The sequence below is a fragment of the Paraburkholderia sp. LEh10 genome (assembly GCF_017814945.1).
Lineage (GTDB): Bacteria > Pseudomonadota > Gammaproteobacteria > Burkholderiales > Burkholderiaceae > Paraburkholderia.
The window spans coordinates 52,472-77,735 of record NZ_JAGIPX010000034.1; the positions used below are offsets into that span (position 1 = coordinate 52,472).

At 64.2% G+C, this 25,264-nt stretch carries 23 protein-coding genes and 2 pseudogenes; 15 read left to right on the plus strand and 10 right to left on the minus strand.

Annotated elements, in window-relative coordinates:
* Nucleotides 1–9 precede the first annotated feature (9 nt).
* On the plus strand, nucleotides 10–228 hold the full coding sequence (locus tag J8I87_RS44945) for an Arm DNA-binding domain-containing protein (RefSeq protein ID WP_409518801.1): 219 nt from the start codon (nucleotides 10–12) through the stop codon (nucleotides 226–228).
* Here J8I87_RS44945 and J8I87_RS44950 read toward each other — a convergent pair.
* From J8I87_RS44950 to J8I87_RS25780, 3 genes and pseudogenes are all read right to left on the minus strand, one after another.
* Nucleotides 190–364, minus strand: a pseudogene (locus tag J8I87_RS44950) (PAAR domain-containing protein); the annotation flags it as partial. The gene J8I87_RS44945 and the pseudogene J8I87_RS44950 overlap by 39 nt on opposite strands.
* On the minus strand, nucleotides 361–957 hold the full coding sequence (locus tag J8I87_RS25775; protein ID WP_209934861.1) for a hypothetical protein: 597 nt from the start codon (nucleotides 955–957) through the stop codon (nucleotides 361–363). The gene J8I87_RS25775 and the pseudogene J8I87_RS44950, both read right to left, overlap by 4 nt.
* Complete coding sequence (locus tag J8I87_RS25780; protein ID WP_209934862.1) at nucleotides 954–1,382, minus strand: hypothetical protein; 429 nt, start codon at nucleotides 1,380–1,382, stop codon at nucleotides 954–956. The genes J8I87_RS25775 and J8I87_RS25780 overlap by 4 nt, the downstream gene beginning before the upstream one ends.
* Nucleotides 1,383–1,542: 160 nt before the next feature.
* On the opposite strand from J8I87_RS25780, the gene J8I87_RS25785 reads away from it, so the two are divergent.
* Entirely contained in the window at nucleotides 1,543–1,698 is a 156-nt protein-coding gene (locus J8I87_RS25785; protein ID WP_209934863.1) for a hypothetical protein, read from the plus strand.
* Between the two features lie 174 nt (nucleotides 1,699–1,872).
* Here J8I87_RS25785 and J8I87_RS25790 read toward each other — a convergent pair whose 3' ends face one another.
* Nucleotides 1,873–3,261, minus strand: a complete 1,389-nt coding sequence (locus J8I87_RS25790) for an amino acid permease (protein WP_209934865.1) — start codon at nucleotides 3,259–3,261, stop codon at nucleotides 1,873–1,875.
* A 276-nt stretch (nucleotides 3,262–3,537) separates the two neighbouring features.
* Between J8I87_RS25790 and J8I87_RS25795 the strand changes: the two genes are divergently transcribed.
* Nucleotides 3,538–4,473, plus strand: coding sequence for an alpha/beta fold hydrolase (locus tag J8I87_RS25795; RefSeq protein WP_209934866.1), 936 nt, complete (start codon nucleotides 3,538–3,540; stop codon nucleotides 4,471–4,473).
* A gap of 27 nt (nucleotides 4,474–4,500) precedes the next feature.
* On the opposite strand, the gene J8I87_RS25800 is transcribed toward J8I87_RS25795, so the two are convergent.
* Both J8I87_RS25800 and J8I87_RS25805 read right to left on the minus strand, forming a co-directional pair.
* Nucleotides 4,501–5,754: an MFS transporter gene (locus J8I87_RS25800; RefSeq protein ID WP_209934867.1), complete on the minus strand. Its 1,254-nt coding sequence runs from the start codon at nucleotides 5,752–5,754 to the stop codon at nucleotides 4,501–4,503.
* 140 nt (nucleotides 5,755–5,894) lie between these two features.
* Nucleotides 5,895–7,325 (minus strand): PLP-dependent aminotransferase family protein, encoded by a 1,431-nt coding sequence (locus J8I87_RS25805; protein WP_209934869.1) that lies wholly within the window; start codon nucleotides 7,323–7,325, stop codon nucleotides 5,895–5,897.
* A gap of 241 nt (nucleotides 7,326–7,566) precedes the next feature.
* Here J8I87_RS25805 and J8I87_RS25810 point away from each other — a divergent pair, with 241 nt between their 5' ends.
* From J8I87_RS25810 to J8I87_RS25835, 6 genes are all read left to right on the plus strand, one after another.
* Complete coding sequence (locus tag J8I87_RS25810) at nucleotides 7,567–8,730, plus strand: mandelate racemase/muconate lactonizing enzyme family protein (RefSeq protein WP_209934870.1); 1,164 nt, start codon at nucleotides 7,567–7,569, stop codon at nucleotides 8,728–8,730.
* An 81-nt stretch (nucleotides 8,731–8,811) separates the two neighbouring features.
* Nucleotides 8,812–9,852: an ABC transporter substrate-binding protein gene (locus J8I87_RS25815; RefSeq protein ID WP_209934871.1), complete on the plus strand. Its 1,041-nt coding sequence runs from the start codon at nucleotides 8,812–8,814 to the stop codon at nucleotides 9,850–9,852.
* Nucleotides 9,853–9,891: 39 nt separating this feature from the next.
* Nucleotides 9,892–10,884 (plus strand): proline/glycine betaine ABC transporter permease, encoded by a 993-nt coding sequence (locus J8I87_RS25820; RefSeq protein WP_209934873.1) that lies wholly within the window; start codon nucleotides 9,892–9,894, stop codon nucleotides 10,882–10,884.
* Nucleotides 10,885–10,898: 14 nt separating this feature from the next.
* Nucleotides 10,899–11,720 (plus strand): glycine betaine/L-proline ABC transporter ATP-binding protein, encoded by an 822-nt coding sequence (locus J8I87_RS25825; RefSeq protein WP_209934874.1) that lies wholly within the window; start codon nucleotides 10,899–10,901, stop codon nucleotides 11,718–11,720.
* Between the two features lie 137 nt (nucleotides 11,721–11,857).
* Nucleotides 11,858–12,562 carry a pseudouridine synthase gene (locus J8I87_RS25830; RefSeq protein WP_209934875.1) on the plus strand — a complete coding sequence of 235 codons (705 nt, stop codon included), beginning with the start codon at nucleotides 11,858–11,860 and terminating at the stop codon, nucleotides 12,560–12,562.
* 165 nt (nucleotides 12,563–12,727) lie between these two features.
* Nucleotides 12,728–12,916 carry a hypothetical protein gene (locus J8I87_RS25835; protein WP_209934876.1) on the plus strand — a complete coding sequence of 63 codons (189 nt, stop codon included), beginning with the start codon at nucleotides 12,728–12,730 and terminating at the stop codon, nucleotides 12,914–12,916.
* A 214-nt stretch (nucleotides 12,917–13,130) separates the two neighbouring features.
* Here J8I87_RS25835 and J8I87_RS25840 read toward each other — a convergent pair whose 3' ends face one another.
* Nucleotides 13,131–14,222, minus strand: a complete 1,092-nt coding sequence (locus tag J8I87_RS25840; RefSeq protein ID WP_209934877.1) for a sugar nucleotide-binding protein — start codon at nucleotides 14,220–14,222, stop codon at nucleotides 13,131–13,133.
* Between the two features lie 74 nt (nucleotides 14,223–14,296).
* Between J8I87_RS25840 and J8I87_RS25845 the strand changes: the two genes are divergently transcribed.
* The 3 genes from J8I87_RS25845 to J8I87_RS25855 all read left to right on the plus strand — a co-directional run bounded on the left by J8I87_RS25845 (nucleotide 14,297) and on the right by J8I87_RS25855 (nucleotide 17,288).
* A complete protein-coding gene (locus tag J8I87_RS25845; RefSeq protein WP_209934879.1) occupies nucleotides 14,297–15,328 on the plus strand; it encodes a CDP-6-deoxy-delta-3,4-glucoseen reductase in 1,032 nt (343 codons plus the stop codon).
* Between the two features lie 326 nt (nucleotides 15,329–15,654).
* Nucleotides 15,655–16,839 (plus strand): acetylornithine transaminase, encoded by a 1,185-nt coding sequence (locus tag J8I87_RS25850; protein ID WP_209934880.1) that lies wholly within the window; start codon nucleotides 15,655–15,657, stop codon nucleotides 16,837–16,839.
* Nucleotides 16,836–17,288 (plus strand): GNAT family acetyltransferase, encoded by a 453-nt coding sequence (locus J8I87_RS25855; protein WP_209934881.1) that lies wholly within the window; start codon nucleotides 16,836–16,838, stop codon nucleotides 17,286–17,288. The genes J8I87_RS25850 and J8I87_RS25855 overlap by 4 nt, the downstream gene beginning before the upstream one ends.
* 830 nt (nucleotides 17,289–18,118) lie before the next feature.
* On the opposite strand, the gene J8I87_RS25860 is transcribed toward J8I87_RS25855, so the two are convergent.
* Nucleotides 18,119–19,345 (minus strand): alanine--glyoxylate aminotransferase family protein, encoded by a 1,227-nt coding sequence (locus tag J8I87_RS25860; RefSeq protein ID WP_209934882.1) that lies wholly within the window; start codon nucleotides 19,343–19,345, stop codon nucleotides 18,119–18,121.
* A 158-nt stretch (nucleotides 19,346–19,503) separates the two neighbouring features.
* Nucleotides 19,504–20,890 (minus strand): annotated as a pseudogene (locus J8I87_RS25865) (bifunctional aspartate transaminase/aspartate 4-decarboxylase).
* 581 nt (nucleotides 20,891–21,471) lie between these two features.
* Here J8I87_RS25865 and J8I87_RS25875 point away from each other — a divergent pair.
* Together J8I87_RS25875 and J8I87_RS25880 are read left to right on the plus strand one after the other, a co-directional pair.
* Entirely contained in the window at nucleotides 21,472–22,458 is a 987-nt protein-coding gene (locus J8I87_RS25875) for a LysR family transcriptional regulator (protein WP_209934883.1), read from the plus strand.
* 52 nt (nucleotides 22,459–22,510) lie between these two features.
* The gene (locus tag J8I87_RS25880; RefSeq protein WP_209934885.1) at nucleotides 22,511–23,518 is read left to right on the plus strand and encodes a 2-hydroxyacid dehydrogenase; all 1,008 of its coding nucleotides are present in this window, start codon (nucleotides 22,511–22,513) and stop codon (nucleotides 23,516–23,518) included.
* A gap of 44 nt (nucleotides 23,519–23,562) precedes the next feature.
* On the opposite strand, the gene J8I87_RS25885 is transcribed toward J8I87_RS25880, so the two are convergent.
* Nucleotides 23,563–24,120, minus strand: a complete 558-nt coding sequence (locus J8I87_RS25885; protein WP_209934886.1) for a plasmid fertility inhibition factor family protein — start codon at nucleotides 24,118–24,120, stop codon at nucleotides 23,563–23,565.
* Nucleotides 24,121–24,384: 264 nt separating this feature from the next.
* Here J8I87_RS25885 and J8I87_RS25890 point away from each other — a divergent pair, with 264 nt between their 5' ends.
* Nucleotides 24,385–25,254 carry a crotonase/enoyl-CoA hydratase family protein gene (locus tag J8I87_RS25890; protein ID WP_209934887.1) on the plus strand — a complete coding sequence of 290 codons (870 nt, stop codon included), beginning with the start codon at nucleotides 24,385–24,387 and terminating at the stop codon, nucleotides 25,252–25,254.
* Nucleotides 25,255–25,264: the final 10 nt, after the last annotated feature.

Here is a 25,264-nt window from a genome sequence, read left to right on the forward strand (position 1 = left end):
CAGCAACCGATGTATTTCAAGGACCGTTTCGCCGGAAAGGAAAAGGGCCTGGTGCGTGGCGTCTATCCGGACGAGCCGCTTGCCGATGCCCGCAAGCGGCGCGATGACGCCCGCGAAAATCTGGCGGCGAACGTTGATCCGGGTGAAGCAATGAAAGCCGATAATGCGCCGCCCGCCGGGCCGCATCGCATATCGTTTCATCGCCCTCGACGATCAGATTGGGATTGATGTCGGGATGCTGCGGACATGCCACCGCGTCGCCCTTGCGGGCCACGCCTACGCGTCCATAACGCATGGTGTCGGAGGCGGTGACGACTTCGCCGCCGTGGTCGGTGGTGTCGCCGAGGCGGATGAGATTGATCATTGTTTGTTCAAAGGCGGGAAGGGATTCACAAGGTCGGCGGAGCGGACCCAGCCGGTTGTCACTCGCCCTGGACTTGAAGTATCGATTCGTGTGTCCGCAAACCGGACATAGGAAAACTGATCTTGCGTCCGGAGCACAATAACCCCGTCCCGTTTAGTTAGATACCCTTTTCTCGCGAGGAACTTTCCGTTTCGGACATCGTGGAAATAAGTTTTACGAGCAATCAAGCGAATGCCGATAGCAGGGATTTTATTCTCCATAGTAAATATTTCGCCCCCAACCTTGTTTTTCGGAAAGGAGGTAAATGCACCCAGCGCGTTTTCACAACCCGCCTGTCCTTCGTCTGTACGAATAATCCATGTCTCATGCCCTCTAAAGAGTTCTCCAGCGATATCAAAAAATTGGTCGCGGTCGACGTATGTTAAGTCCGTTTCCCCGGGCGCAAACGTAAGTATTTTCACTTCCGAATATGGCGGCTCTGGCTGCCCCTCCATATGCGCCCCCTTTTGAACAAATAGGAAAGTGCACGATCTTTTCTTGTCCTGCGCATTGTAGTACCCCGTCACGACGCCACTTGCATCAAAGGCAATCAATTCAGCACGGTCAAAAAAATTGCCGAACCAGTTGCATACGTTGTTTGTACAAGGAGGAATTGCAAGAAGAATGCAATTGACTTACCTGTATTTATCATAGAAATCTCCAAGATTTTTTGCATAGTCCGGATTGCTATCCCGCCAGCCATTGCCGTTGTACGCCGCTGCAACTGCCTCCTGCCCGGGATGTCAATCGAGATAGTGACGGGCGTACTGGTGATGCTGTCCAGTTCAAGCGTGGTGCGGTCCGGATATGACGGCAGCTCGATATCCGTCCTGCACAGCACGTCGTAGCGGCACGGCCTGCCGATCTTTTCACGTCCCGCCAGGCTGATGGGGACCAGCACGGGTCGGGTGTCTTCGCCCTCGGCCAGCATGTCGGTGTAGCGCGGCGTCCAGCGCGGCAGCGCGGGCCCGTCAATCACGTGCGCGCGGGCGCCTTTTAGACATTGGGGCTGTAGCGTGAATGGTTTTTCATTATGTGTCTCTCATGCCTGCTTCCATTGTTTATCAGTGATGCTAATGACCAGATGCCCGCTCGAACTCACACCGAGGCCATCGCGCACTAGACCGGAAAACCAGGCCATGCACGATCAGAAAAGTATGAAAACTGAAGCGGACGCGCAAAACAATGCTGCGGGCATAAAATGCGGCCCGTACGCGGCGGGCCTTCACGGCAGGGTCTTCGGCTTCGCAGCACAACGCGACGAGCGCACCGGCCATCCCCAGGAATTCAGCTAACCCCAACCAAACCCGCGTTCATCGTTCTGATGCCGCGGGTTTTGTGTTTTCCCGGCCTCGCAATCAAAAACACGTGACCAAAAAACCAAAAGCCGGATCGCCCCACGGCCGACCCGGCTTTCACTTCATCAAACGCCCCTAACCTCGACGCGTCCAGATCCCGCCACAAACACCTCAGCGACCGCCCGCAACTCCCGCCAACTGATGCGCAGCCGCGCGCCGGCGCTTCACCACGTAGCCCGCCCACATCACGACAAGCCACACGGGCACGAGCAGCACTGACACGTTGAGTCCTGGCGTCATCGCGAGAATCACAAGAATCATGGCCATGAATGCAAGACAGATCCAGTTGCCGACCGGAAACCACAGCGACTTGAACACAAGCTTCTCACCCTGCGCGACCATCGCGCGGCGGGACTTCAGATGCGTCAGGCTGATCAACGCCCAGTTCAGCACCAATGCGGCAACGACGAGGGCCATCAGCACATCGAGCGCCTTTGACGGAACCAGATAATTGATGATCACGCAAGCAAACGTCGCAATCGCCGACAAGCCGATCGCCACATACGGCACGCCGCGCCCGTCCACCTTCAACAACGCACGCGGCGCATTGCCCTGCTCCGCGAGACCGTACAGCATGCGACTGTTCGCATAGACGCCGCTGTTGTACACGGACAGCGCCGCCGTCAACACGACCACATTGAGAACGTTCGCAGTCACGCCTGCGCCGATCTGCGAGAAGATCATCACGAACGGGCTGCCGCCTTCCGCGACCTGATTCCACGGATACAGCGACAGCAGCACGACCAGCGAGCAGATGTAGAAAATCAGAATCCGGTAGATCACCTGATTCACGGCTTTAGGAATGCTCTTCTGCGGCTCGTCGGCTTCGGCGGCCGTAATGCCAATCAGCTCAAGTCCGCCGAACGAGAACATGATCACGGCGAGCATCATGAAGAGGCCGTGGAAGCCATGCGGGAAAAAGCCGCCGTTGCTCCACAGGTTCGAAACCGACGCCTGCGGTCCGCCGCTGCCGCTCAGCAGCAGATAACCGCCGAACACGATCATGCCGATCACGGCCACGACCTTGACGATCGCAAACCAGAACTCCGTCTCGCCGTATGCCTTCACGTTCGCCAGATTGATCGCATTGATGACGGCGAAGCAGACGAGCGCCGACACCCACGCCGGCACGCCGGGCCACCAGAAGTGCACGTAAGTGCCGACGGCCGTCAGCTCGGCCATGCTCACGAGCACGTACAGCACCCAGTAATTCCAGCCGGAGAGGAAGCCGGGGAAGTCGCCCCAGTACTTGTATGCGAAGTGGCTGAACGAACCGGCGACCGGTTCCTGCGCAACCATTTCGCCTAGCTGGCGCATGATCAGAAACGCGATGAAACCGCCGATCGCGTACCCGAGAATCATCGACGGCCCGGCCGCCTTCAACACGCCCGCCGAGCCCAGAAAAAGGCCCGTGCCGATTGCGCCGCCCAGCGCGATCAGCTGGATATGCCGGTTCTTCAGCCCGCGCTTGAGGCCGTCATGCTGCTGTCCGTTGTCCAAAATGTCTCACTCCACTACGTTGAATCAGGCACTGCGCGGGCGGAAACCGCCCGGAAAAACCGCAAATTGTACCTTCTGACGCAGTGCTCACATACTGGGCAGACAAGGTGCCGTCGCCTTGACGCCTGCCGCGTCGACATCCGCACCGTCGCGACCGATTTCCACGCTCGCGCCAAAAGGTTGAGCAACGTGTCCGAAATGTTCTTTCGATAGCGGTTGTCACCCCGGCTTGCGTTCGGTATGTTCGCAGAATCCCGTCCTGCCGATGGAGTCGTCATGTCGCCGAAACATCTGCTTTATGCCGTTGTCCTTGGTGCCTGCTTCGCCTGCGGCGCATATGCGCAAACGGGACAACCGGCGCCGCAACCCACGCCGTCCGCAGCGCCTTCGCCTGACGCGCCGGCGCCCGATATGCAAGCGGCACCCGCCGCCGAAGAGCCCGCGCCTGCCCCGGCGCCCGCCCCAGCCCCCGCTCCCGAACCCCGTCCCACCGCCGCCGTTCCGCCGAGCGGCCCCGTGCGGAACATCGTGCTCGTGCACGGCGCGTTCGTCGACGGCTCGAGCTGGAACGGCGTGATTGCCCGGCTGCAGCAGAAGGGCTATCACGTCGCCTCGGTGCAGATTCCGCTGACCTCGCTCGCCGACGACGTCGCCGCGACCAAACGGGTGCTCGCTCAACTATCTGGCCCGACCGTGCTGGTCGGCCATTCGTGGGGCGGCGTCGTGATCACGGAAGCGGGTTCGGGTGCGGACGCGTCGAAAGTGATCGGCCTCGTCTACGTCGCTGCCATTGCGCCCGACGTCGGCGAAACATCCGTCGATATTCTCAAGCGCGGCCCGCAAATGCCCGCCGGCTCCAGCATGATCAAGGACAGCACCGGCTTCCTCTGGCTCGACCCAGCGAAGTACCACAGCGACTTCGCCGCCGACGTGCCCGAAAGCCTGACGCGCGTGCTCGTCGCCGCGCAGCAGCCGATCACGAGCAAGGCGTTCGAGGAACGCGTGACGCAAGCCGCGTGGCGATACAAGCCGTCGTGGTACATCGTGACGTCGCGGGATCGCGCGGTGTCGCCGGAAATCCAGCGCTGGATGGCGCACCGGATCGGCGCGACCATCGTCGAGACGCCGTCGAGTCATCTGGTGCCCGTCTCGCATGCAGGCGCAACGGCCGATGCGATCGCGCGGGCCGCGAAGGAGTTCGGCAAGGAGTGACGGATGCGCCGCGCGGTCCCGGCGGCGCTATGGCGTCATTGCCGCGATGCCTTCGGGAATCCGCGCAAGCCTCGCCGCCGGCGACATCACGATGATCGACGCCTGCACGGCGAAGCCGAGCGCCGCCGCGACGAGACATGCGTCCATCCCGAGATGCGCGCTGATCGCCGCGCCCAGCAGCGCGCCGAGCGGCCGCGCGCCGTACGTCGCCGTGCTGTTGAGGGCCGACACACGGCCCATCATGCTGGCGGGCGTGATCGCCTGACGCAGCGTCGTCGAGCCGACCGTCCACAGGATCGGGCCCGCGCCCAGCAGGAAGAAGCTCGCTGCCGCGAGCCAGAACGACGGCACGGCGAGCGTGGCGACCATCGCGAGCGAAGCGGCCAATCCGCAAAACGGCCCGACCATCAGCGTGCGCCCGAACCTCACGCGCCGCGCGACGGACGGTGCCGCGATCGCGCCGCATACCATGCCGACGCCGTACGCGCCGAGCGTCACGCCGACGGCCGACGCGCTCAGGCCCAGCCGATGCACCGCGTACGGCACGTACACCGCCTGCAGCGTGAAAAAGCCGATGTTGAAGAAGACAGCCGTCGCGAGCATCGGCCGAAGGAGCGCATCGCCGATCACGAAGCGCGCGCCTTCGCGCAGCTCGGACATGAAGTGCCGCGCGGCATGGCAAGCGCGCGGCGGCTCGCGCAAACCGGCCAGCAACGCGGCAGCGCACGCCGACAGCGCCGCTGCGCACCCATAGGCCCAGCCCGCGCCGATCCAGCCCACCAGCAGCCCACCCAACGCCGGCCCCGCCGAATACGCGACGCTGCGCGCCAGCTCGATGCGCCCGTTCGCGGCGGCGAGCGCATCGCGCGAAACGAGGGCGGGCACGAGCGCGGGCGCGGCGACGCTGTACGCGACCGTGCCCGTCGCGCCGAGAGAACCGAGGATCGCGAGCAACGGCAGCGTCAGCGCATGTGACAGCATGAGCAGCAGCACGGCTGCCATCGCGAGCGCGCGCACGCTCTCCGAGGCGGCCATCAGCACGCGGCGCGACCGGCGATCCGCGTAGACGCCGAGCGGGATCGACAGCAACAGGAACGGCAGCGTCTGCGCCGTTTGCAGCAGCCCGGTATCGCGCGCGGTAGCGCCGAGCGTGAAAACGGCCACCAATGGCGCGGCGGCGAGACTGATCTGCTCGGCGGACTGCGCGATCAGGTTGGACCAGGCAAGCTGCCGGAACGACGCCGGCAGCCGGGCGGCAGAATGGGGAAGGCGAAAGCGCATCGGAGGCTCCGCGACACGATATCGAAGAACTCATCGTCACGGTTTCGTCCCGCCCGCGCGCTCCGCTTCTTGCCGCGTGATTCCCGTCGAAGACCGCGCGTCGCACGGCCCCTCAAGACGCAACGCTCAAGCCTCCAGACTCAAGGCGCGTACGACGACGCCATCCCGCTTTCCAGCCCGTGATCGAGCGTCGTGCGGATTAGCGCGAGGCCGCGTGCGAGCGCATCGAGCGATGCCGCGCCGCTCATGCAGATACGAATCGCATGCGGCGCGGCGTTGCGGCCGATCACGAAGCTGTCGGCCGTCTTGACGAGCACGCCCTCCTGGCGCAGCGCCGCTGCGAACTCGGCCGCGCGCCACGGCTCGGGCAGCGGCAGCCACAGATGCGAGCTGGTCGGCGCGCGGCGATATGCGACGTCCGCGAGCGCGCCGTCCGCGATCTCGTGCTCGGCGTCGATCCGCGCACGCTGCAACGCGTTGAGACGATCCATCTCGCCGCTCTCGATCCAGCGCGACACGATCTCGGCCATCAGCGGCGCCGTCATCCAGCAGTCGCTGCGGATCACGGCGGCGATCTTCGAGCACCAGGCGCTCGGCGCCTGCAGATAGCCGACCCGCAACCCCGGCGCAACCGACTTCGACAGCCCCGCGATCAGGAACGCCTGCTCCGGGATCCGCACCGCGAGCGGTTGGGGCGGCGCTTCGAGCAGCATCGCGGGCACGATGTCCTCGATCAGCAGCACGCCATGCCGCTGCAGGATGTCGGCGACGGCGTCTCGCCGTTGCGCGGACATGGTCGCCGTCGTCGGATTGTGGATGGTCGGCACGCAGAAGATCGCGCGCGGATGCAGCGACTTGCACGCAAGCTCCAGCGCGGCGGGCACGAGCCCTTCCTGATCGATCTCGACGCCGACGAGATGCAGCCGCAGTTGCCTCGCGAGCGCAATGATGCCGGGATAGCTCACCACCTCGGCGAGCACCGTGTCGCCCGGACGCGTGACGGCCCGCAGCACCGATGCGAGGGCATGCTGCGCGCCCTGCGTGACGAGCACGCGCGCGGCGCTCGCCGGACTGCCCGCGCGGCCGAGCCACGCGGCGCCCGCGAGGCGATGGCGCATCGAGCCCGCCTCCGGCGCGTATTGCAGCAGTTCGGCCGTGAGGCGCTGGTCGGTGGCAATGTCGGCGAGCGTGACGGACAGCGCGGCCGCTTCTTCCGTCGATTGCGGCACGTTCTGGCCGAGATCGATCAGCGGCGGCGAGCTCGCCGCGCCGGGCCGCAGCGCCGCATAGCCGTTGGCGGCGGGCGGCATCTCGCGGGAACGCGCCTGCGCGACATAGGTGCCGTCGCCGACCCGCGCATTCGCGAGCCCCTGGCGCTCCAGTTCGGCATACGCACGGCTGATGGTGCCCGTCGTCACATGCAGCTCGCTTGCGAGCGACCGGTGCGGCGGCAGCTTCTCGCCGGCGGGCAGTTGCCCATTTAGGATGGCCTGCGCGAACGCGCGCGCAATGACCTGATATTTCGGTTCGCTGCCCGCCTCGATCCTTGGCAGCCAGGCATTCATCGCCATGATGCGACGGTCTCCGGAAGTCGGTTGGGTTGTGTCATTCGGATGATACGCACTGCATATCCTGAAATTGGATGCAGTCATTTACTTTTATTGAAGCGATTGAGTTGCCCGCACGGGCTTCATAGCATGGCGTCATTCTCAGATCATTCGGTACGCATTGCACATGCGACGCATGCGGCATCTGCAATATGAGACGGCGGTATGGCGCGCCAAAGCGCCGACCTACAGGAGGAGACGCCTGATGGATCGTGAAGCAAGTCCCGCCGTACAGACGGCCCGGATCACCCGCATCGACGTGACGCACCACCAGCTGGTGCTCGACCCGCCCTTTCCCGCGTCGTGGGATAGCCAGCCCCGCCGCAAATTTCCCGCGACGATCGTGCGCGTGCACGACGACGCCGGCCGGGTCGGCTTCGGTTCGGGCGACGCGATGTATGGCTTCGCGGACTACCAGCATCTTTTCATCGGCACTGATCCCCTCGATCTCGCGCGCCATAGCGCCGTGCTCGACAACATCGGCTTTCATGCCGGCCGCCCGTGGCCGCTCGACATCGCGCTGTGGGATCTCGCCGGCAAGATCCGTGGCGAGCCGTGCTGGCGGATGGCGGGCGGGCGCAACGGGCGGATTCGCGCGTATGCGTCGAGCGGCGTGCACCGCCGCCCCGACGAGATGGCGCGCATGGCGCTGCATGTCGCCGAGCGTGGCTTTCCGGCGCTGAAGGTCCGCTTCGGCCGTCCGCAGCTAAAAGACGATTTCGCGGTGCTCGCCGCTGTGCGCGAAGCTGTCGGCAGCCGGCTCGAACTGATGGTCGATTGCAATCAGGGCTGGCGCATGCCGTGGGACACGGCCGCGCCGTGGACCTTCGACGCAGCGCTCGCCGTCGCGCGCGAACTGGAAAAGCACGACGTCTATTGGATGGAAGAGCCGCTGCACCGAGGCGACTACGATGGCATGGCGCGGCTGCGCAAAGCCGTGTCGCCCGCGCTGCGCATTGCCGGCGGCGAGATGACGCGCGAGCGCTACGAGTTCGACCAGTTGCTCGCGCACGGCTGCCTCGACGTGTTCCAGCCGGACGTCGTGTGCTCGCTCGGCATGGAAGGCCTGCGCAAGCTCGTGCAGGCCGTCGAGGCGCGCGGCAAGGTCTTCACGCCGCACACGTGGGGCAACGGCATCGGGCTCGCCGCGAACCTGCATCTGACAGCGGGTGCCGCGAATGCGCCGTTCATCGAGTTCCCGTACGACCCGCCCGAGTGGTCGATCGAGCGCCGCGACTTCATGCTGAGAAACCCGATCGATATCGACAGCGAAGGCTGGATCACACTGTCCGACGCGCCGGGCCTCGGCCTGTCCATCGACGAAGACATCCTCGCCGCGACGCTCAGCGCGCGCAGCACGTACGGTTGACGACGCCGGCACCGCATTGCCTCTCAAGGCGCCCTGCAACAGCGCCCCACGCTAAACAACCAATCACAAATGGAGACAACCATGCAGATCAAATCCTGGATGCGCGCGGCCACCGTCGCGCTCGCGGCGAGCGCCTTATGGCCCGCCGCCGCTCATGCCGGCAACTGGTGTTCGAGCGGCAAGCCCGTGCGCTTTGCGGGCGTCACATGGGAAAGCGGATCGTTCACGTCGGAAGTGCTGCGCTTCATCACCGAAAAGGGCTACGGCTGCAAGACGGACACGGTGCCGGGCAACACGGCCGCCACCGAAACGGCCCTGTCGCGCGACGATCTGCAGGTCTGGTCCGAACAGTGGACGGGCCGCTCGGAAATCATTGCGAAGGCCGTCGCCGATGGTCACGTGAAGCTGCTCGGCGACACGCTGCCTGGCGGCACGAACGAAGGCTGGTTCGTGCCCGAGTACGTCGTGAAGGGCGACCCGAAGCGCAACCTCAAGCCGCTCGCACCCAATCTGGTGTCGGTGAACGATCTGCCGAAGTACAAGAACGTGTTCGAAGACGATGAAGAGCCGGGCAAGGGCCGCTTCCTGAACTGCCCGTCAGGCTGGGATTGCGAGCGCGTGAACCGGCGCCTGCTGAAGACGTTCAATCTCGACGACTCGTACACCGACTTCCGCCCCGGCACGGGCGCGGCGCTCGACGCTGCGATTGCGTCGGCCTACGAGCGCGGCAAGCCGATCCTCTTCTACTACTGGGAACCCGCCGCGCTGATGGCGAAGTACAAGTTCGTCCAGTTGAAGATGCCCCCGTTCAACCAGAAGTGCTGGGACACGCTGCGCGCGGACAACAGCGCGTCGCAATGCGCGTCGTCCTATCTGGTGTCGCATCTGAAAGTCGGCGTATCGGCGCCGTTCTATCAGGCCGAGCCTCAACTGATGGACACGTACTCGAAAGTCAGCTTCCCGATGGACTTCCTGAACAAGACCATCCTCGAGATGACGAGCAAGAAGATCGACGGCCAGACGATGGCGAAGCAGTTCCTGCGTGAGCATCCGGAAATGTGGAAGACGTGGGTGCCCACCGACGTCGCGCACAAGGTCCAGGCCGCGCTGACAGGCGCCTGATCGCCAACGACGCGTCATGAAGCACCGGAGGGTTTCATCATGAATTCGATCTTCCTGCATCTGTCGATCGCCGACTGGGTGAACGACCATGTGCAATCGTTCGTCGCCGCGTACGGCGACAGTTTCCACGACTTCAGCACGGCGCTGTTGCGCTACGTGCTGGTGCCCCTCGAAGGCGCGCTGCGCGCGACGCCCGCGTGGGCGATCCTGATCGCCGTCGGCCTGCTCACGCTGAACGCGACGCGGCGCCTCGGCGTTGCCGGCTTCTTCGTGCTGCTCCTCTATGTGATCGGCTGCTTCGGCCTGTGGGACAAGCTGATGCAGACGCTCGCGCTGATGCTCGTCGCGACCGTGCTGTCCGTCGTGCTCGGCGTGCCGCTCGGCATCTGGGCATCGCGCAGTCCGTGGATGCGCCGCGTGCTGTTGCCCGTGCTCGACATCATGCAGACGCTGCCGAGCTTCGTGTACCTGATCCCTGTGCTGATGCTGTTCGGCCTCGGCAAGGTGCCCGCGATTCTCGCGACGATCATCTACGCGTTGCCGCCGCTGATCCGCCTGACGGATCTCGGCATCCGCCACGTCGATGCCGACGTCGTCGAAGCAGCGCGCGCGTTCGGCACGACGCGCTGGCAGCTGCTCGTCAACGTGCAGTTGCCGCTCGCGCGGCCGAGCATCATGGCGGGTATCAACCAGACCACGATGATGGCGCTGTCGATGGTCGTGATCGCGTCGATGATCGGCTCGCGCGGCCTCGGAGAAGACGTGCTCGCAGGCATCCAGACGCTCGATATCGGCAAGGGCATGCAGGCGGGCATCGCGATCGTGATTCTCGCGATCGTCATCGACCGCATCAGCCAGGGCTACGGTCAGGACCGGCGCACGCGGCGGCTCGTCGCGCAGCGTCGCAAGGCGAAGGCGGCGTCGCGCATTCCATATCGCGCGGCGCGCACGGAAGAGCCGGCGCAAGACGCAGCGGAAACGGGCAACGAGAGCGCCGCGCAGCGCAGCCTCGAAACCCGCGCGGCAGATTGACGGAGGGCACGGACATGTCATCGATCGAAGTCAAGAACGTGTACAAGCTATTCGGCCCGGAAGCGGGACACGCTCGCGTGCTCGACCTGCTGAAGAGCGGCAAAACCAAGGCCGAAGTGCTCGCGCAAACGGGCTGCAACGTCGGCCTGAACAACGTGAGCCTGCATATCGGCTCGGGCGAGATCTACGTGATCATGGGGCTGTCGGGCTCGGGCAAGTCGACGCTCGTGCGCCACTTCAACCGGCTGATCGAGCCGACGGCGGGCGAGATCGTCATCGACGGCTCGGACGTCATCAAGCTCGATGCGCACGGCCTGCGCGAGCTGCGCCGCTACAAGGTGAGCATGGTGTTCCAGAACTTCGGCCTGCTGCCGCATCAGACCGTGCTCGACAACACCGCGTATGCGCTGCGCACGCGCGGCGAAGGCAAGGCCGAGGCGAACGAGAAGGCGCGAACGTGGCTCAGCAAGGTGGGGCTCGATGGGTACGGCGATCATTATCCGGATGAGCTGTCGGGTGGCATGCGCCAGCGCGTGGGCCTTGCGCGCGCGCTCGCCGCCGATACCGACGTGCTGCTGATGGATGAAGCATTCTCCGCGCTCGATCCGCTGATCCGCACGGAAATGCAGGACCAGCTTCTGCAATTGCAGGCGACGCTCAACAAGACGATCGTGTTCATCACGCACGATCTCGACGAAGCGCTGCGCATCGGCAACCGCATCGCGATCCTGCGCGACGGCACGCTGGTGCAGGAAGGCACGCCGAACGAGATCCTGACGAAGCCCGCCGACGATTACGTCGCGCGCTTCGTCGAAAGGCGTTCGGGCGCGCATTGACGGGTGCGCGGCGCCTCGCTTCGAGGCGCCATGCAAGGCGGCGGTTAAAATGCACACGATGACGGCGTCCTTCGCAACGAAGGACGCCGTCGACGTTTGATGCAGCGCTCCTCGTGCCTGCCCCTTCGCCCGCTCCAATGAATCTCGAAAGCGTCCTCTTTTCCCAGGGTTTCGGCTCGCGCCGCCAGTGCCGCGCATTGATTGCGGACGCACGGGTGTCGATCGGCGGCACGCCGATCGCCGATCCCGACACCGATGTCGATACGAACGCGCTCACCTTCGCCGTCGACGGCATCGCGTGGCCTTTTCGCGAGCGCGCGTACATCGTGCTCAACAAGCCTGCGGGTTACGAGTGCTCACGCGATCCGCAGCATCATCTGAGTGTCTTCAACCTGCTGCCCGCGCAATTCGCGACGCGCGGCGTCCAGTGCGTCGGCCGGCTCGACCAGGACACGACGGGGCTGCTGCTGCTCTCCGACGACGGCCAGTTCGTTCACGCGTACACATCGCCGAAGCGCAAGGTGCCGAAGGTCTACCACGCGACAACCCGCCACCCGCTCGACGACGCGCAGCTAACGGCTTTGCGGGACGGCGTGCTGCTGCACGGCGAAACGAAGCCCGTCGCGGCCGTGGCTGCGCACGCGCGCGGCGATCACGCGCTCGAACTGACCGTGCTCGAAGGCAAGTACCATCAGGTGAAGCGCATGGTGGCGGCGGCGGGAAACCGCGTGGAGGCGCTGCATCGCGAGCGCATCGGCGGGCTTGCGCTGCCCGCCGACCTCGCCGCCGGCGCGTGGCAATGGCTCGATGAATCCGACCTCGGAGCGCTACGGGGCGGGTAAACGACTAACGCCGCCGCTGCCGTGCTGCAAGTGCCTGAGATCACGTTGCATTCCGGACAAAACGGCTACAAAAACCTTCCAGAACGCTGCGGTGCAGCATGCCTGTTCCGAACGCCCGTCCTATACTCGGATCAACAAACATTACAAAGCAGGCAAGGAGGCGCCATGGTCATCTACGGCAACCTGGCGATTTCATACGGGATGGTCGCGTTCATCGGTCTCGCAATGTTGCTGATTGGCGGCGCGCTGGCCGTCATGCATATGCGGCACAAGTACGAGCCGAACCTGCTCGCGGCGTTGATCGGCGCATTCTGCTGCTTCGTGTTGCTCGAAGCGCTGCCGGCTCTGATCTAATACCTTCACGCGCGTCGCCGTCGCGCTTTTTAATGCTTTCTCATGTGGCCGCGCGTGTGCGCGGCCGGCTGGCTTGCCTGTCGTGTGGCTGTCGTGTGGCTGTCTTGTGCCTGTCGTGTGGCTGTCTTGTGCCTGTCTTGTGCCTGTCGTGTGCCTGTCGTGTGCCTGTCGTGTGCCTGTCGTGCGGTGATTACGCGCTGGCGGGCGCGGCCTGTCATGGGTTCGCCCGTCCAGAAGGCGCGTCACCGCGCCCGCCCGCCGCATCGGCGTCTCGCCCCGCATGCGCGGCGGTGCGCAAGAAATCGTCGACCTCCGGATAGCGCAATCGCACGCGCAGCTCACGCTTGAGCCGCGTGTTGACGAGGCGCCGCGATTCGCGCATGAACGACAGCATCATCGGTCCGAGTTGCTGTTCCGCCTCGTCGCGCGTGATGCGCGGCGCCCGTTCGACGCCGAATGCGTCCGCCACACGGTCGAAGTACTCGCCCATTTTCAGCGTGGTGTCGTCGGATGCGTGGATCACGCGCGATGGACGACCGCGCGCCGCCATACGCAGCAGGATCGCTGCGAGGTCGTCCGCATGGATGTGATTCGTGTAGACGTCGTCGGCATCGATGAGCGCCGGAGTGCGCTTTTCCAGCCGCGCGAGCGGCAGCCGGTTGGCCGCGTAGATGCCCGGAATGCGCGCGATGCTCGCCGTGACCGCACGCCGCGCGGCCGCGCGCCGCAGTTGCGTTTCCGCCGAGACGCGGCGCTTCGCGCGTTCGTTGGCGGGCGCGACGGGACGCGTCTCGTCGAGCCACGCGCCGCCGCAATCGCCATAGACGCCCGTCGTGCTCGCGTAGACGATGCGGGCACACACGCGGGCAGCATGTCCGGCGTGTCGGGCCCCCATACCCCCGTCGGGTACAATGGAGGGTGCTTTGCGCGCACGAATGCCGCGCTGCGCGCGCCTGAGCCGCCCTGCCGCGTTCGTCGCGAGATGGCGGGCATGCCCGGCGCGCGGCGCAGTCAGCGCGGCAAGCAGCGCGCGCGTACGCGTGTCGCCGTCACCTGTCTTTTGCGGGGGCGCGAGATGCAGCACGGTCGGCGCGAGACCTGCAAGACGAGACAGACTCGCGCGCACGTCGAGGTCGCCGACAATCGGCGTGACGCCCGCCGCACGCAATTCGTCGCGGCGCTCGGCGTGATGCGTGAGCGCATAGAGACGCGCACGCCGCTGCAGTTGACGCACGCAGCGCATGCCGACATCGCCGCAGCCGACGATCAGCACGCGCGGTCTGCGCAAATTTCGTGTCGCTTTCATCGTGGACGCATTGTAGCCGCGATCCACTGCATGCACTGGTTACCGACTTTCTGTATTCGAACATTGAACGACCTATGGCATTTAACGTAACGCTCCGGCAAAGCGGCCGGCAGTTTCAGGTGGAACCCGACGAACCCGTGCTGACAGCCGCCCTTCGTCAGGGCATCGGCCTGCCGTACGGCTGCAAGAATGGCGCATGCGGCTCGTGCAAGGGCACGGTCGTCGCGGGTGAAGTCGAGCAGCGCGCGCATTCGTCGTCGGCGCTGTCGAATGACGAGAAGACGCGCGGCATGGCCCTTTTCTGCTGCGCGAGTGCGTGCACCGACCTCGAAATCGATATCCGCGAAGTGACGGGCATCGGCGACGTGCAGATCAAGAAGCTGCCGTGCCGCGTGAACGCAATCGAGCGCAAAGCCGACGACGTCGTCGTGCTGAAGCTGCAATTGCCCGCGAACGAGCGCCTGCAATACATGGCGGGCCAATACCTCGAGTTCATCCTGAAGGACGGCAAGCGCCGCAGCTATTCGATGGCGACCGCGCCGCACGCGGAAGGCCCGATCGAGCTGCACATCCGCCACATGCCGGGCGGCGCGTTCACCGATCACGTCTTCAACACGATGAAGGAGCGCGACATCCTGCGCTTCGAGGCGCCGCTCGGCACGTTCTTCCTGCGCGAAGAGTCGGACAAGCCGATCGTCCTGCTCGCATCGGGCACGGGCTTCGCGCCGCTGAAGGCAATCGTCGAACATGCGGCGTTCAAGAACATCACGCGCCCGATGACGCTGTACTGGGGCGCGCGCCGCAAGAAAGACCTGTACATGATGGAGCTGGCCGAGCAATGGGCGCGCGAGATCCCGAACTTCAAGTTCGTGCCCGTGCTGTCCGAGCCGGACGCAAGCGACGCGTGGACGGGCCGCACTGGCTTCGTTCATCGCGCCGTCATCGAGGATCTGCCAGACTTGTCGGCGTATCAGGTGTATGCGTGCGGCGCGCCCGTGATGGTCGAGTCGGCACAGCGCGATTTCACGCAGCATCATCGCCTGCCGGAAGACGAGTTCTATGCGGATTCGTTCACGAGCGCAGCCGATCTGGCGAACCCCGTCTGATCGTTGCGTCGACATCGTCTGAACGAAAAATCGGCCGGCAGTGCGTGAAGACATGCAAATTGCAGGTTTACACGGGCGCCGGCGTTGTCGTATTCTTTCGCGCATGAACCGCATCCTGTCCGAACTTCGACGTCGCCGCTCGCTGCTCCCTTAGGGACGCCGCTGGCTTCGTCACAGGTTCGCGCGTATCAGGCGCACGCTGTTCGAATCATGAAAGCCACGGCATGCCGTGGCTTTTTGTTTTTCCGTCGCTATTCTTTCTCTCCGTTGCTGGGCCATTTTGTCCGAGGCGGTTTTTCATCCCTGTTTGCCTGGAGCCTGTAGCCATGAATTTCAATGAGTATCCGATCGATTCGCTGATGTACATCACGAACCGGCCCGAAATCGTTTTCACGCACGGCAAAGGCTCGTGGCTCTACGACAACAACGGCAAGCGCTATCTGGATTTCATTCAGGGCTGGGCGGTGAACAGCCTTGGCCATTGCAACGACGGCGTGATCGAAGCGCTCGCGCACCAGGCGCGCACGCTGATCAACCCGTCGCCGGCGTTCTACAACGAGCCGATGGCGAAGCTCGCGGGCCTGCTCACGCAGCATAGCTGCTTCGACAAGGTGTTCTTCACGAACAGCGGCGCCGAAGCGAACGAAGGCGCGATCAAGCTCGCGCGCAAATACGGCAAGAAGTTCAAGAACGGCGCGTACGAGATCATCACGTTCGATCACAGCTTCCACGGCCGCACGCTCGCGACGATGTCCGCGAGCGGCAAGCCGGGTTGGGACACGCTCTACGCGCCGCAGGTGCCGGGCTTTCCGAAAGCGGATCTGAACGACATCGCTTCTGTCGAGAAGCTGATCAACGACAAGACGGTCGCCGTGATGCTCGAACCGATCCAGGGCGAAGGCGGCGTGCTTCCCGCGTCGCGCGAATTCATGCAGCAACTGCGCGAACTGACGAAGAAGCACAACCTGCTGTTGATCGTCGATGAAGTGCAAAGCGGCTGCGGCCGTGCAGGGACGCTGTTCGCGTACGAGCTGTCGGGCATCGAGCCGGACGTGATGACGCTCGCGAAGGGCATCGGCAGCGGTGTGCCGCTCGGCGCGCTGCTGTGCAAGAAGCATGTCGAAGTATTCGAAGCAGGCGACCAGGGCGGCACATACAACGGCAATCCGCTGATGACGGCGGCCGGCTACTCGGTGATTTCACAACTGACGGCGCCCGGCTTCCTCGACGGCGTTAAGGCTCGCGGCGAGTATCTGCGCACGAAACTGCTGGAACTGTCGGCGGAGCGCGGTTTTGAGGGCGAACGCGGCGAAGGACTGTTGCGCGCGCTGCTGCTTGGCAAGGACATCGGCAACCAGATCGTCGAGAAGGCGCGTCTGATGCAGCCGGATGGCCTGCTGCTCAATGCGGCGCGTCCGAATCTGCTGCGCTTCATGCCCGCGCTGAACGTGACGACGCAGGAGATCGACCAGATGATGGCGATGCTGCGTTCGGTGCTCGACTCGCTGTGATCGGCGCATATTCGCTGTCGATTCGGGCGTTCGACGCCGCCGACACGGATGCCGTGGTTGCACTGTGGCTCGATGCGTTTCCGGAGTACAAGGACACGAGCAAGCCACAGCGCGATCCGCATCTGTCGATCGCGAACAAGCTCGCGACGCAGCCGGAACTGTTCTTCGTCGCGGTGAGGGATGGGCGCGTCGTGGGGACGGTGATGGCCGGCTACGATGGCCATCGCGGCTGGTTGTATTCGCTTGCTGTCGATCTCGCCGAACGGCGTCGCGGAATTGGCGCTGCGCTGGTTCGGCATGCGGAGTCGGCGTTGACGCGGCGCGGGTGCCCGAAGGTTAATCTGCAGGTGTTGAGTGCCAAGGCGGATGTGCGCGCTTTCTACGAATCGCTTGGGTACCGTGCTGATGAGGTGATCAGTCTGGGAAAGAGGTTGGGGAGCGTGGCGTAGGTTTGTTTGCCTTTGCACTGGGGGCGAATTTCGATTTCGCGATGCGGTTTGTTTTGCCTCTTCGCTGGCCTGTGTTTTGCCACTTTCGCTGGCATCCGCGATGCGCCTCGCGGCGCGGGTGTTGCCCCTGTGCGGGGCGGCACTTACTTTCTTTGCCGCGGCAAAGAAAGTAAGCAAAGAAAGCCGCTCACCCCGCCAGTGCTTGTTTTTACCCACGGGCTCCGAACGTCCCCACAGTTCTCGCGGCAACCCGCTGTCCCATGTCCGTTGCCAGCGCACTGACTAACGTCTCACGCGCATCGTGCTCCCGCGTTGCAAGCCACGCCCTCGAATATCCCACGCCCCTGTGCGGCAAACCTATGTGTGCCTTCGCGCCACACAGGACACCTTCGCTGCGCGACATGCCTGCTCGGTGCGGGCGCTGCCCTGTGATGCGCGACAACCAACATATTTTTGCCGCAAAAGGCGCTGAAACATCAGGGATGGTTAGCTGTTGTGCGAGCGCATGAAGTGGGTGAGGCGTTCAAATTGCGCGTTGGCAATCAACGTGGGCCAACGCATTGCCGTGAGAAGTATGGGGACGTTGAGGGCCCGTGGGTGACGGTCAATGGTTGGAGGTGTGAGCGGCTTTCTTTGCCTACTTTCTTTGCCGCGGCAAAGAAAGTAGGTGCCGCCCCGCACAGGGGCAACGCCTGCGCCGCGATGCGCTATCGCGGATGCCAGCGTAGGGGCAAAGCGAATACGTCGCGGATGCCCGCGCAGGAGCAAAGCAAACCGCCTCGCAAATGCCCGCGACAGCGCCAAACCAAACCAAACCACAGCCCCTCCCCTTACTCCCGCCCACCCGCAAGAGACCTTTCCAACGCCGCAACCCCAGCCGGCAAATCCACCTGAACCCCAAGCTCGATCATCGAGCGCCCAAACGCATGCAGCGTTCGAAACAGATTATGAGCGCGAGCCTGCTCGCCCATCTGCCCGATCCGCACGATCGGCAACCCGAACGATCCCGAAATCTCGACCTGGTGATGACGTGAAATATGCGTACAGATATCGCCCGGCGTAAGCCCGGGCTTCTGCTTCGTCGGCACTTCGATACCGACCACTGAGTTCAGCCGGCATTCGGCGGGCGCGTACAGCGCGAGGCCCATCGCGCTGATGCCCGCCTGCAAGGCAAGCGAGCACTTCAAATGGCGCGCGAAGCGCTTCTCCAGCGTCTCAGCGCAGACGAGCCGCAGCGCCTCGTGCAGCGCCAGCACGCCCGACACGGGCGCCGTATAGTGATAGCCCGCGTTGTGCCAGAAATTCTCGGCGAGCGATGCATCGAGGCACCAGTGTGCGCTCGCCTGCCGGCGCCCTTTCACGCGCTCCCACGCCGCATCGGAAAACGCGATCAGCGACACGCCCGGAATCGACGACAGCCCCTTCTGCCCGCCCGTGATCACGGCATCGATGCCCCATGCGTCCATGTCGAGCGGCATCGTCGAGAGCGTGCACACGGCATCGACGATGACGAGCGCGCCCGCCTTCTTCGCGAGCGCGGCAATCTCCTTCAGGTGATAGTTCCAGACAGTGTTCGACGTCTCGCCCTGCACGATCGTCACGATCTCAGGACGCACGCGGCGAATCGCCTCTTCGACCTGTTCGAGCGTCGCGACCGCACGGTCCGCGACTTCGAGCAGCGACACGTCCGCGCCGACGCGCCGCCCCATCTCGGCCATCCGCGCGCTGAAAAAGCCGTTCTTGATGCTCAGCACGCGCGTGCCGGACCACGCGAGGTTGGAGATCGCCATTTCCATCGCCGCCGAGCCCGGACCCGCAACGCCCAGCACCCACTTCGAGTTCGTCTGGAACACGTAGCGGGCCATCGTCTTCACCTGTCCGACCACCTTGGCCATCGTGTTGCCCAGATGGTTGATAACGATCGCATTCGCCTTCGCGACGGCGGCGGGAATCGGCACGGGGCCGGCGCCCATCATCAGCAGTGGTTCTTCGGGAAGAATCGCATCGAGCGATTCGACTTCAGGACAAGGAACGACGGTGGACGTTGTAATGGTCATGATCGGTGCGCATCAAACGGTAGTGAGCATTGACAGAAACGACCCGCCACGCGCAGCAGCACCTGCGGGCGGCGGACCGTCGTTCGATCATTCACCGATACGCGCAATTGCGCAAGCTTTCCGACTGATTCAGCGACGCTCGCACAGTCGCGCTCCCATCACTTGACCTCTTTTCGCTGGAACTTCTTGCCCGTCTCCTTCCTGTAGCGCTCGACGTATTCGTCCGTGAGCTTGCGGATCGCGCGCCCGTTCTTCCGATAGTCCGACTCGTTGAGATGCCAGCGACACGCGCCCCGACGGATGCTTCGTGCCGAAGCCCATGCCCGGCAGCAGCACGACGCGCGCATCGGCCGGGAGGCGAAACAGCAGCGCGGACGCCTCGGCGTGCTTCAACAGCCAGTCGACGAGCTCGCGGCCATATGCGCGCTCGCCGAAATACTCCATGTCGATGATCGTGTAGTAGTCGACCTGGTTCGCGTCCTTCTCGTCGAACGCCATGCCGATTTCCTCGAACAGCGCGCGCTTGCGGAGCGGATCAGGCGCTTCAATGCGTTCTTGTAGGCGTCCGGCGTCTCCATCAGCGAGAACAGCGAGAACAGCACCATCTGCACCTGTTGCGGCGCCGACGGGCCCGCCGTGTGATCGAGCGCGACGGTGCGGCTGTCGGCGACCAGCCGGTCGATGAACTTCAGCTTGTCCGGCTCCGTCATGATCGACTCGTAGCGCTTGTGCAGGATTTTCTTCGTGTCCTTCGGCAGCTCCGCGATCAGCTTGTCGAGAAGGTTGTCCTTGTGCGTCGCGATCGTGCCGAGACGCCAGCCCGTCGCACCGAAATACTTCGAATACGAGTACACGAGAATCGTGTTCTTCGGCGCGAGCGCGAACAGCGACACGAAGTCGTCGGCGAACGTGCCGTAGACGTCGTCGGTGAGCAGGACCAGGTCCGGGCGCTCCTTGACGATTTCCGTAACGTATTCGAGGCTCTCGTCGCTGATCTTCACGGAAGGCGGATTGCTCGGATTCACGAGGAAGAACACCTTCACCTTCGGGTCGCGCAGCTTGTCGAGTTCCGCTTTCGAGTACTGCCAGTTGTTCTCGACGTCGGCGTCCAGGTTGACGACGTTCAGTTCGTAGTCGTTGAGCGTCGGTATCTCGATGTACGGCGTAAAGATCGGGCAGCCGAGCGCGATGGTATCGCCCGCCTTGATCAGATGGTGCAGCAGGACGACGGCGACCATCACGAGCGTCAGCACTGAGACGATCTCGACGATGGACAACAGCCCGTAGCGCCATCCGCGCCCGATGTTGGCGAAGAACTGCGCCCCCCGTAAAGCCGGGCGCGAAGATGAACAGCGCGAACGCAATGTTCTTCAGGTCGGGCGCGACGCGCGCGCCCGTTTGGCCGAGCAGCAACGACACGATCAACGTGCCGCACACGCCGCCCAACTGGATGGGTCCGATCTTGAACGCGCCAATCAGGTATCCGGGCGCAAGACTCGCGAACAGCGCAATCTCCGGCGGAGACTTAAGCAATTCGGCAACCATGTCCGGATTTCCCGCAAAGCGGATCGTTGTATGAATCTTTTTAAGAAGATTCGGCGCGCGATTATCCGCGCGAGATTAAATCGCGATTAATGAAAGCGCGCGCAGCTAATCGACGGATTAACCGGCGTCATTCGAAACGGAATGTATTGCGCCGCGCGGACACATTGGCGTCATATCGGGGCGGCGTGTTCGTCGAGCAGCCGGGAATCAGCTGGTGTTGATTTCGTTGACAGACATCGTTCTCCCGCGAAATTGTCCAACAACAGTGAACACGGCGGGGTTTCGTCCGATGTTTTTTATGTCCGTGTTTTTGAATCTTGCGAAATGACAAGCAGGATTTCGTAAAATGACAGGAAAATGGCCTTTTTACATTCGCGAAATAGCGTCATCGTTTTCATAAATATTGTAATCCTCAGCGACTGTCAATATTATTTTTGAGCCGGATCTGCAAGATTCGAGGGCCGGAGATCATTCGCAATCTGCCGGTTTGACACCCGCCAAGGCCAACGCAGCGCTCCCTGCCGCAGGCCACAGCCGGGCTAACGACGCGCGGCGGCACCGCGCACCACGAGGGCGCCAACATGAATCAGATCTACGCAATGCGGGTCTTTGTCCGGGTCGCCGAAACGCAGAGCTTCAGGCGGGCGGCCCAGCAACTCAAAGTGTCGAATGCGCTCGTCACGCGTTCGATCGCCACGCTGGAGGCGCATCTGCACGCGCGCCTCATCAATCGCACCACGCGCAACCTGTCGCTGACGGAGGCAGGCACGCACTATCTGGAAGGCTGCCGCGGGCTGCTCGAAGAGCTCGATCATCTGGAAGGTTCCGTGGCGGGCACCGAGCGCGAGCCGGGCGGCACGCTGCGCGTCGTCGCATCGGGTGCGCTGTCGCCGCAGTCGCTCACGCAACTGCTCGACGGCTACCGCCGGCGCTACCCGAAGGTGCGCATCCGCCTGACGCTCGCCGAGCGCTCGGCGCACCTGATCGAAGACGGCTACGACGCCGGCCTGTTCGTCGCCGGCCCTGCGCCGGCGGGCGCGGCCCCGGACACCGACAGCGTCGAGCTGTCCTTCGCGACCCAGCGCCTCGTGCCATGCGCCGCGCCGTCATATCTGGCGGCGCGCGAAGAGCCGCGCCATCCCGGGCAGCTCGCGCTGCATGCGTGCATCTCGACGCCCTCCGACCAGCGCGCTCCGACCGTCTGGCATTTCGTCGGCAGCGAAGGCGATACGCAACCCGTCGCGCTCGATCCTGCCTACACGGTCAACAGCGCATTGCTCGTGCGGCTTGCGGCGCTCGCGGGGATGGGCATCGCGGTGCTGCCGGAATCCCTCGTGGCCGATGACTTCGCAACGGGCGCACTGAAGCGCATCATGCCGGGCTATACAGTCGACGAATCGCAGGCGAAGGTCTCGCTCGTCTATCCGCGTCGCCGGCATTTGCCCGTCAAGACGCGCGCGTTCGTCGACTACACGCTCGAACACGCGGGTTGCGCGCCGTCGGAGATTCCCGCCGGCGCGCATGCGATCGTCGCGCACGACCTGCATATCGCGCGGCACGCTTCATGAGCCGCGCGCAGTTGCCCAGGTTCCGATCGCGACCCACGGGAGGCCAGTGACCATGCGCATGATCCTGTTCAGCAGCCGGCAATACGACGTCGAGACGTTCACGGAAGCGAACGCCGCTTTCCAGTACGAGCTGCACTTCCACGAGTCGCATCTCGAAGCGGACACGGCCGCGCTCGCCGAAGGCTATGACGTGGTGTGCCCGTTCGTCAACGACACCGTCGACGCCGCGACGCTCGAACGCCTGCATGCGGGCGGCACGCGGCTCATCGCGCTGCGCTCGGCGGGCTTCAATCACGTCGATCTCGCGGCCGCGCAGCGGCTCGGCATCGCGGTGGTCAGAGTGCCCGCCTATTCACCGTACGCGGTGGCCGAGCACGCAGTCGGGCTGATCCTCGCGCTGAACCGGAAGCTGGCGCGCGCCGTCGCCCGCACGCGCGAGGGCGATTTCTCGCTGAACGGGCTGCTCGGCTTCGACCTGCACGGCAAGACGGTCGGCGTGATCGGCACGGGCACCATCGGCCGCTGCTTCGCGCGCATCATGGCGGGCTTCGGCATGCAGGTGCTCGCGCACGATCCCGGCCCGCCCGCGACGGAGCTGCTCGCGCTCGGCGGACGCTACGTGCCGCTTGATACGCTGCTCGCGGATTCGGATGTGGTGAGCCTGCATTGCCCGCTGCTGCCGTCGACGTATCACCTGATCGACAGCCGCGCGCTCGCGAAGATGAAGCGCGGCGCGATGCTGATCAACACGGGGCGCGGCGGGCTCGTCGAAAGCAATGCGCTGGTCGGCGCGCTCAAGAGCGGCCAGTTGGGACATCTCGGGCTCGACGTGTATGAGGAAGAAGGCGGCATCTTCTTCGAGGATCATTCGAATCTGCCGCTGCAGGACGACGTGCTCGCGCGTCTGTTGATGTTTCCCAATGTGATCGTGACCGCGCATCAGGCGTTTTTCACGCGCGAGGCGATGTCCGAGATCGCGCAGACCACACTGGCCAATGTCGAGGCATGGCGCGACGGCACGCCGCGCAATGTCGTCGAAGCGCCGCCGGCGAGTGGTTAAAGCGCAATGCGGGCCGTCGTCCGCCCGCCCGCATTGCGCTACGTTCAGTTGCGCGGCAACGCGCCCGCGCTGTTCGGGCCGGGCCGCAAAGCGGTGCGTGCATCATCGGGCGCGCCGCAGTATTGACGCAGCAGCGCGGCCTCGCGCTCGTGCACTTCGACGGGGAACCACACGGCGCCCGCCGCCAGCATGTAGCGCGCGCGATGCTGCCCGTTGCGAAACGTGACCACGCCCTCGTGCTCGAGTCTCAACAGGCCGAGAAGTCCGGGCGCACGACGCGTCGTGATCGTCACGTAGGGCATCTGCGGAATGCGCGCATTCGACGGATCGAGGAATTCGCGGATGCCACGCATCTTGCCCTGATGCCATTCGTGCACGGGACGCAGCACATAGTCGGTCTCGTCGCGATCCGCGCAGGCAATCAGTTTGCGCGCATCAACCAGCACGACCTGATGCCGCGTGCCGTCCGTGTTGAAGACGCGTTTCAGGCGTACGGAACCATAAGGAGGATGATCATGCAACGGAACGATCCAGACGGGCTCGTTGCCGGATGACGGCGATGCCGCAGCAGACGGTGTGGGAAATTCCATCAGTGATGACATAGGGCGTACTCCATGCGCCGGTGCGTGCGCGCGCCCTGGCTGTTCGAAATCCGCCTAAGCTACGAGTCGATTGTGAAAACCGCGTGACGTGGCGGCAAGCAATTCGCGCTGCATCGCCGCCCGTTGGTCCTGCATCGAAGCTCAGGCTCCTGCTTCATGTTTAGCGGTCGTTTGGCGCACTTCTTTAGGGTCTCCGCGCGCGCCCGCTTTGGTCCAATGCTCTTCAATCCAGTCTAGGCCGTTCAAGCAACGGCAGCGGAGAGAATGATGGCTATCGAACGGTTCGGCGAAAACGTGCGCATTGAAAGTGCACAAAACTACCCAACTACACAAAACCAGCAAGTTGCGGTCCAGCTCGATGCCGTCGCAACGATCGTGATCGATCGTCCGGCGCGCCGCAACGCCGTCGACCGCCCGACAGCCGACGCGCTGTCCGCTGCGTTCCGCCGCTTCGAAGCGAACGACGCGTGGCGCGTGGCCGTGCTGACAGGCGCGGGCGGCACGTTTTGCGCAGGCGCGGACCTCACTGCTCTTCAAGACGATGAGCGGCGCAACGAATTGCATGCGGACGGCAGCGGTCCCGGCCCGATGGGACCGACGCGGATGATGTTCACAAAGCCCGTAATCGCTGCGATTGCGGGCCATGCGGTGGCGGGCGGCCTGGAGCTGGCGGCGATGTGCGATCTGCGCGTGGTCGAAGCGGACGCGGTGCTCGGCGTGTTCTGCCGGCGTGTCGGCATTCCGCTGATCGATGGCGGAACGATCCGGCTGCCGCGTCTGATCGGCCAGTCGCGCGCGCTCGATCTGATCCTGACGGGCCGCGCCGTCTACGCCGACGAAGCGCTCGCGTTCGGTCTGGCCAACCGCGTCGTGCCCAGCGGCGCTGCGCGCGCCGCCGCCGAGCAGCTGGCCGCCGAACTGGCCGCCTTGCCGCAAGCCGCACTGCTCGCGGACCGGCGCTCGGTCTACGAGAACAGCGCATCCGGCGATCTGCCCGAAGCGCTGCGCCGCGAGGGCGCGGGCGGCTACCGGGCCGTGTTCGCGCAAGGCCTCGCCGGCGCGGCTGCGTTCGCGGCGGGAGCGGGCCGCCACGGGAGCGCGCTCAGCAATCCGTCTGACAAAAAAGTCCCCTGAAACAAGGCAC

Coding starts and splice junctions, on each gene's coding strand:
- J8I87_RS25850 (WP_209934880.1), top strand. CDS start 15,655: ATGAATTTCAATGAGTATCCGATCGATTCGCTGATGTACATCACGAAC.
- J8I87_RS25800 (WP_209934867.1), bottom strand. CDS start 5,754: ATGCGCTTTCGCCTTCCCCATTCTGCCGCCCGGCTGCCGGCGTCGTTC.
- J8I87_RS25835 (WP_209934876.1), top strand. CDS start 12,728: ATGGTCATCTACGGCAACCTGGCGATTTCATACGGGATGGTCGCGTTC.
- J8I87_RS25880 (WP_209934885.1), top strand. CDS start 22,511: ATGCGCATGATCCTGTTCAGCAGCCGGCAATACGACGTCGAGACGTTC.
- J8I87_RS25860 (WP_209934882.1), bottom strand. CDS start 19,345: ATGACCATTACAACGTCCACCGTCGTTCCTTGTCCTGAAGTCGAATCG.
- J8I87_RS25875 (WP_209934883.1), top strand. CDS start 21,472: ATGAATCAGATCTACGCAATGCGGGTCTTTGTCCGGGTCGCCGAAACG.
- J8I87_RS25815 (WP_209934871.1), top strand. CDS start 8,812: ATGCAGATCAAATCCTGGATGCGCGCGGCCACCGTCGCGCTCGCGGCG.
- J8I87_RS25885 (WP_209934886.1), bottom strand. CDS start 24,120: ATGTCATCACTGATGGAATTTCCCACACCGTCTGCTGCGGCATCGCCG.
- J8I87_RS25785 (WP_209934863.1), top strand. CDS start 1,543: ATGCACGATCAGAAAAGTATGAAAACTGAAGCGGACGCGCAAAACAAT.
- J8I87_RS25820 (WP_209934873.1), top strand. CDS start 9,892: ATGAATTCGATCTTCCTGCATCTGTCGATCGCCGACTGGGTGAACGAC.
- J8I87_RS25830 (WP_209934875.1), top strand. CDS start 11,858: ATGAATCTCGAAAGCGTCCTCTTTTCCCAGGGTTTCGGCTCGCGCCGC.
- J8I87_RS25795 (WP_209934866.1), top strand. CDS start 3,538: ATGTCGCCGAAACATCTGCTTTATGCCGTTGTCCTTGGTGCCTGCTTC.
- J8I87_RS25845 (WP_209934879.1), top strand. CDS start 14,297: ATGGCATTTAACGTAACGCTCCGGCAAAGCGGCCGGCAGTTTCAGGTG.
- J8I87_RS44945 (WP_409518801.1), top strand. CDS start 10: ATGTATTTCAAGGACCGTTTCGCCGGAAAGGAAAAGGGCCTGGTGCGT.
- J8I87_RS25810 (WP_209934870.1), top strand. CDS start 7,567: ATGGATCGTGAAGCAAGTCCCGCCGTACAGACGGCCCGGATCACCCGC.
- J8I87_RS25890 (WP_209934887.1), top strand. CDS start 24,385: ATGATGGCTATCGAACGGTTCGGCGAAAACGTGCGCATTGAAAGTGCA.
- J8I87_RS25825 (WP_209934874.1), top strand. CDS start 10,899: ATGTCATCGATCGAAGTCAAGAACGTGTACAAGCTATTCGGCCCGGAA.
- J8I87_RS25840 (WP_209934877.1), bottom strand. CDS start 14,222: ATGAAAGCGACACGAAATTTGCGCAGACCGCGCGTGCTGATCGTCGGC.
- J8I87_RS25805 (WP_209934869.1), bottom strand. CDS start 7,325: ATGGCGATGAATGCCTGGCTGCCAAGGATCGAGGCGGGCAGCGAACCG.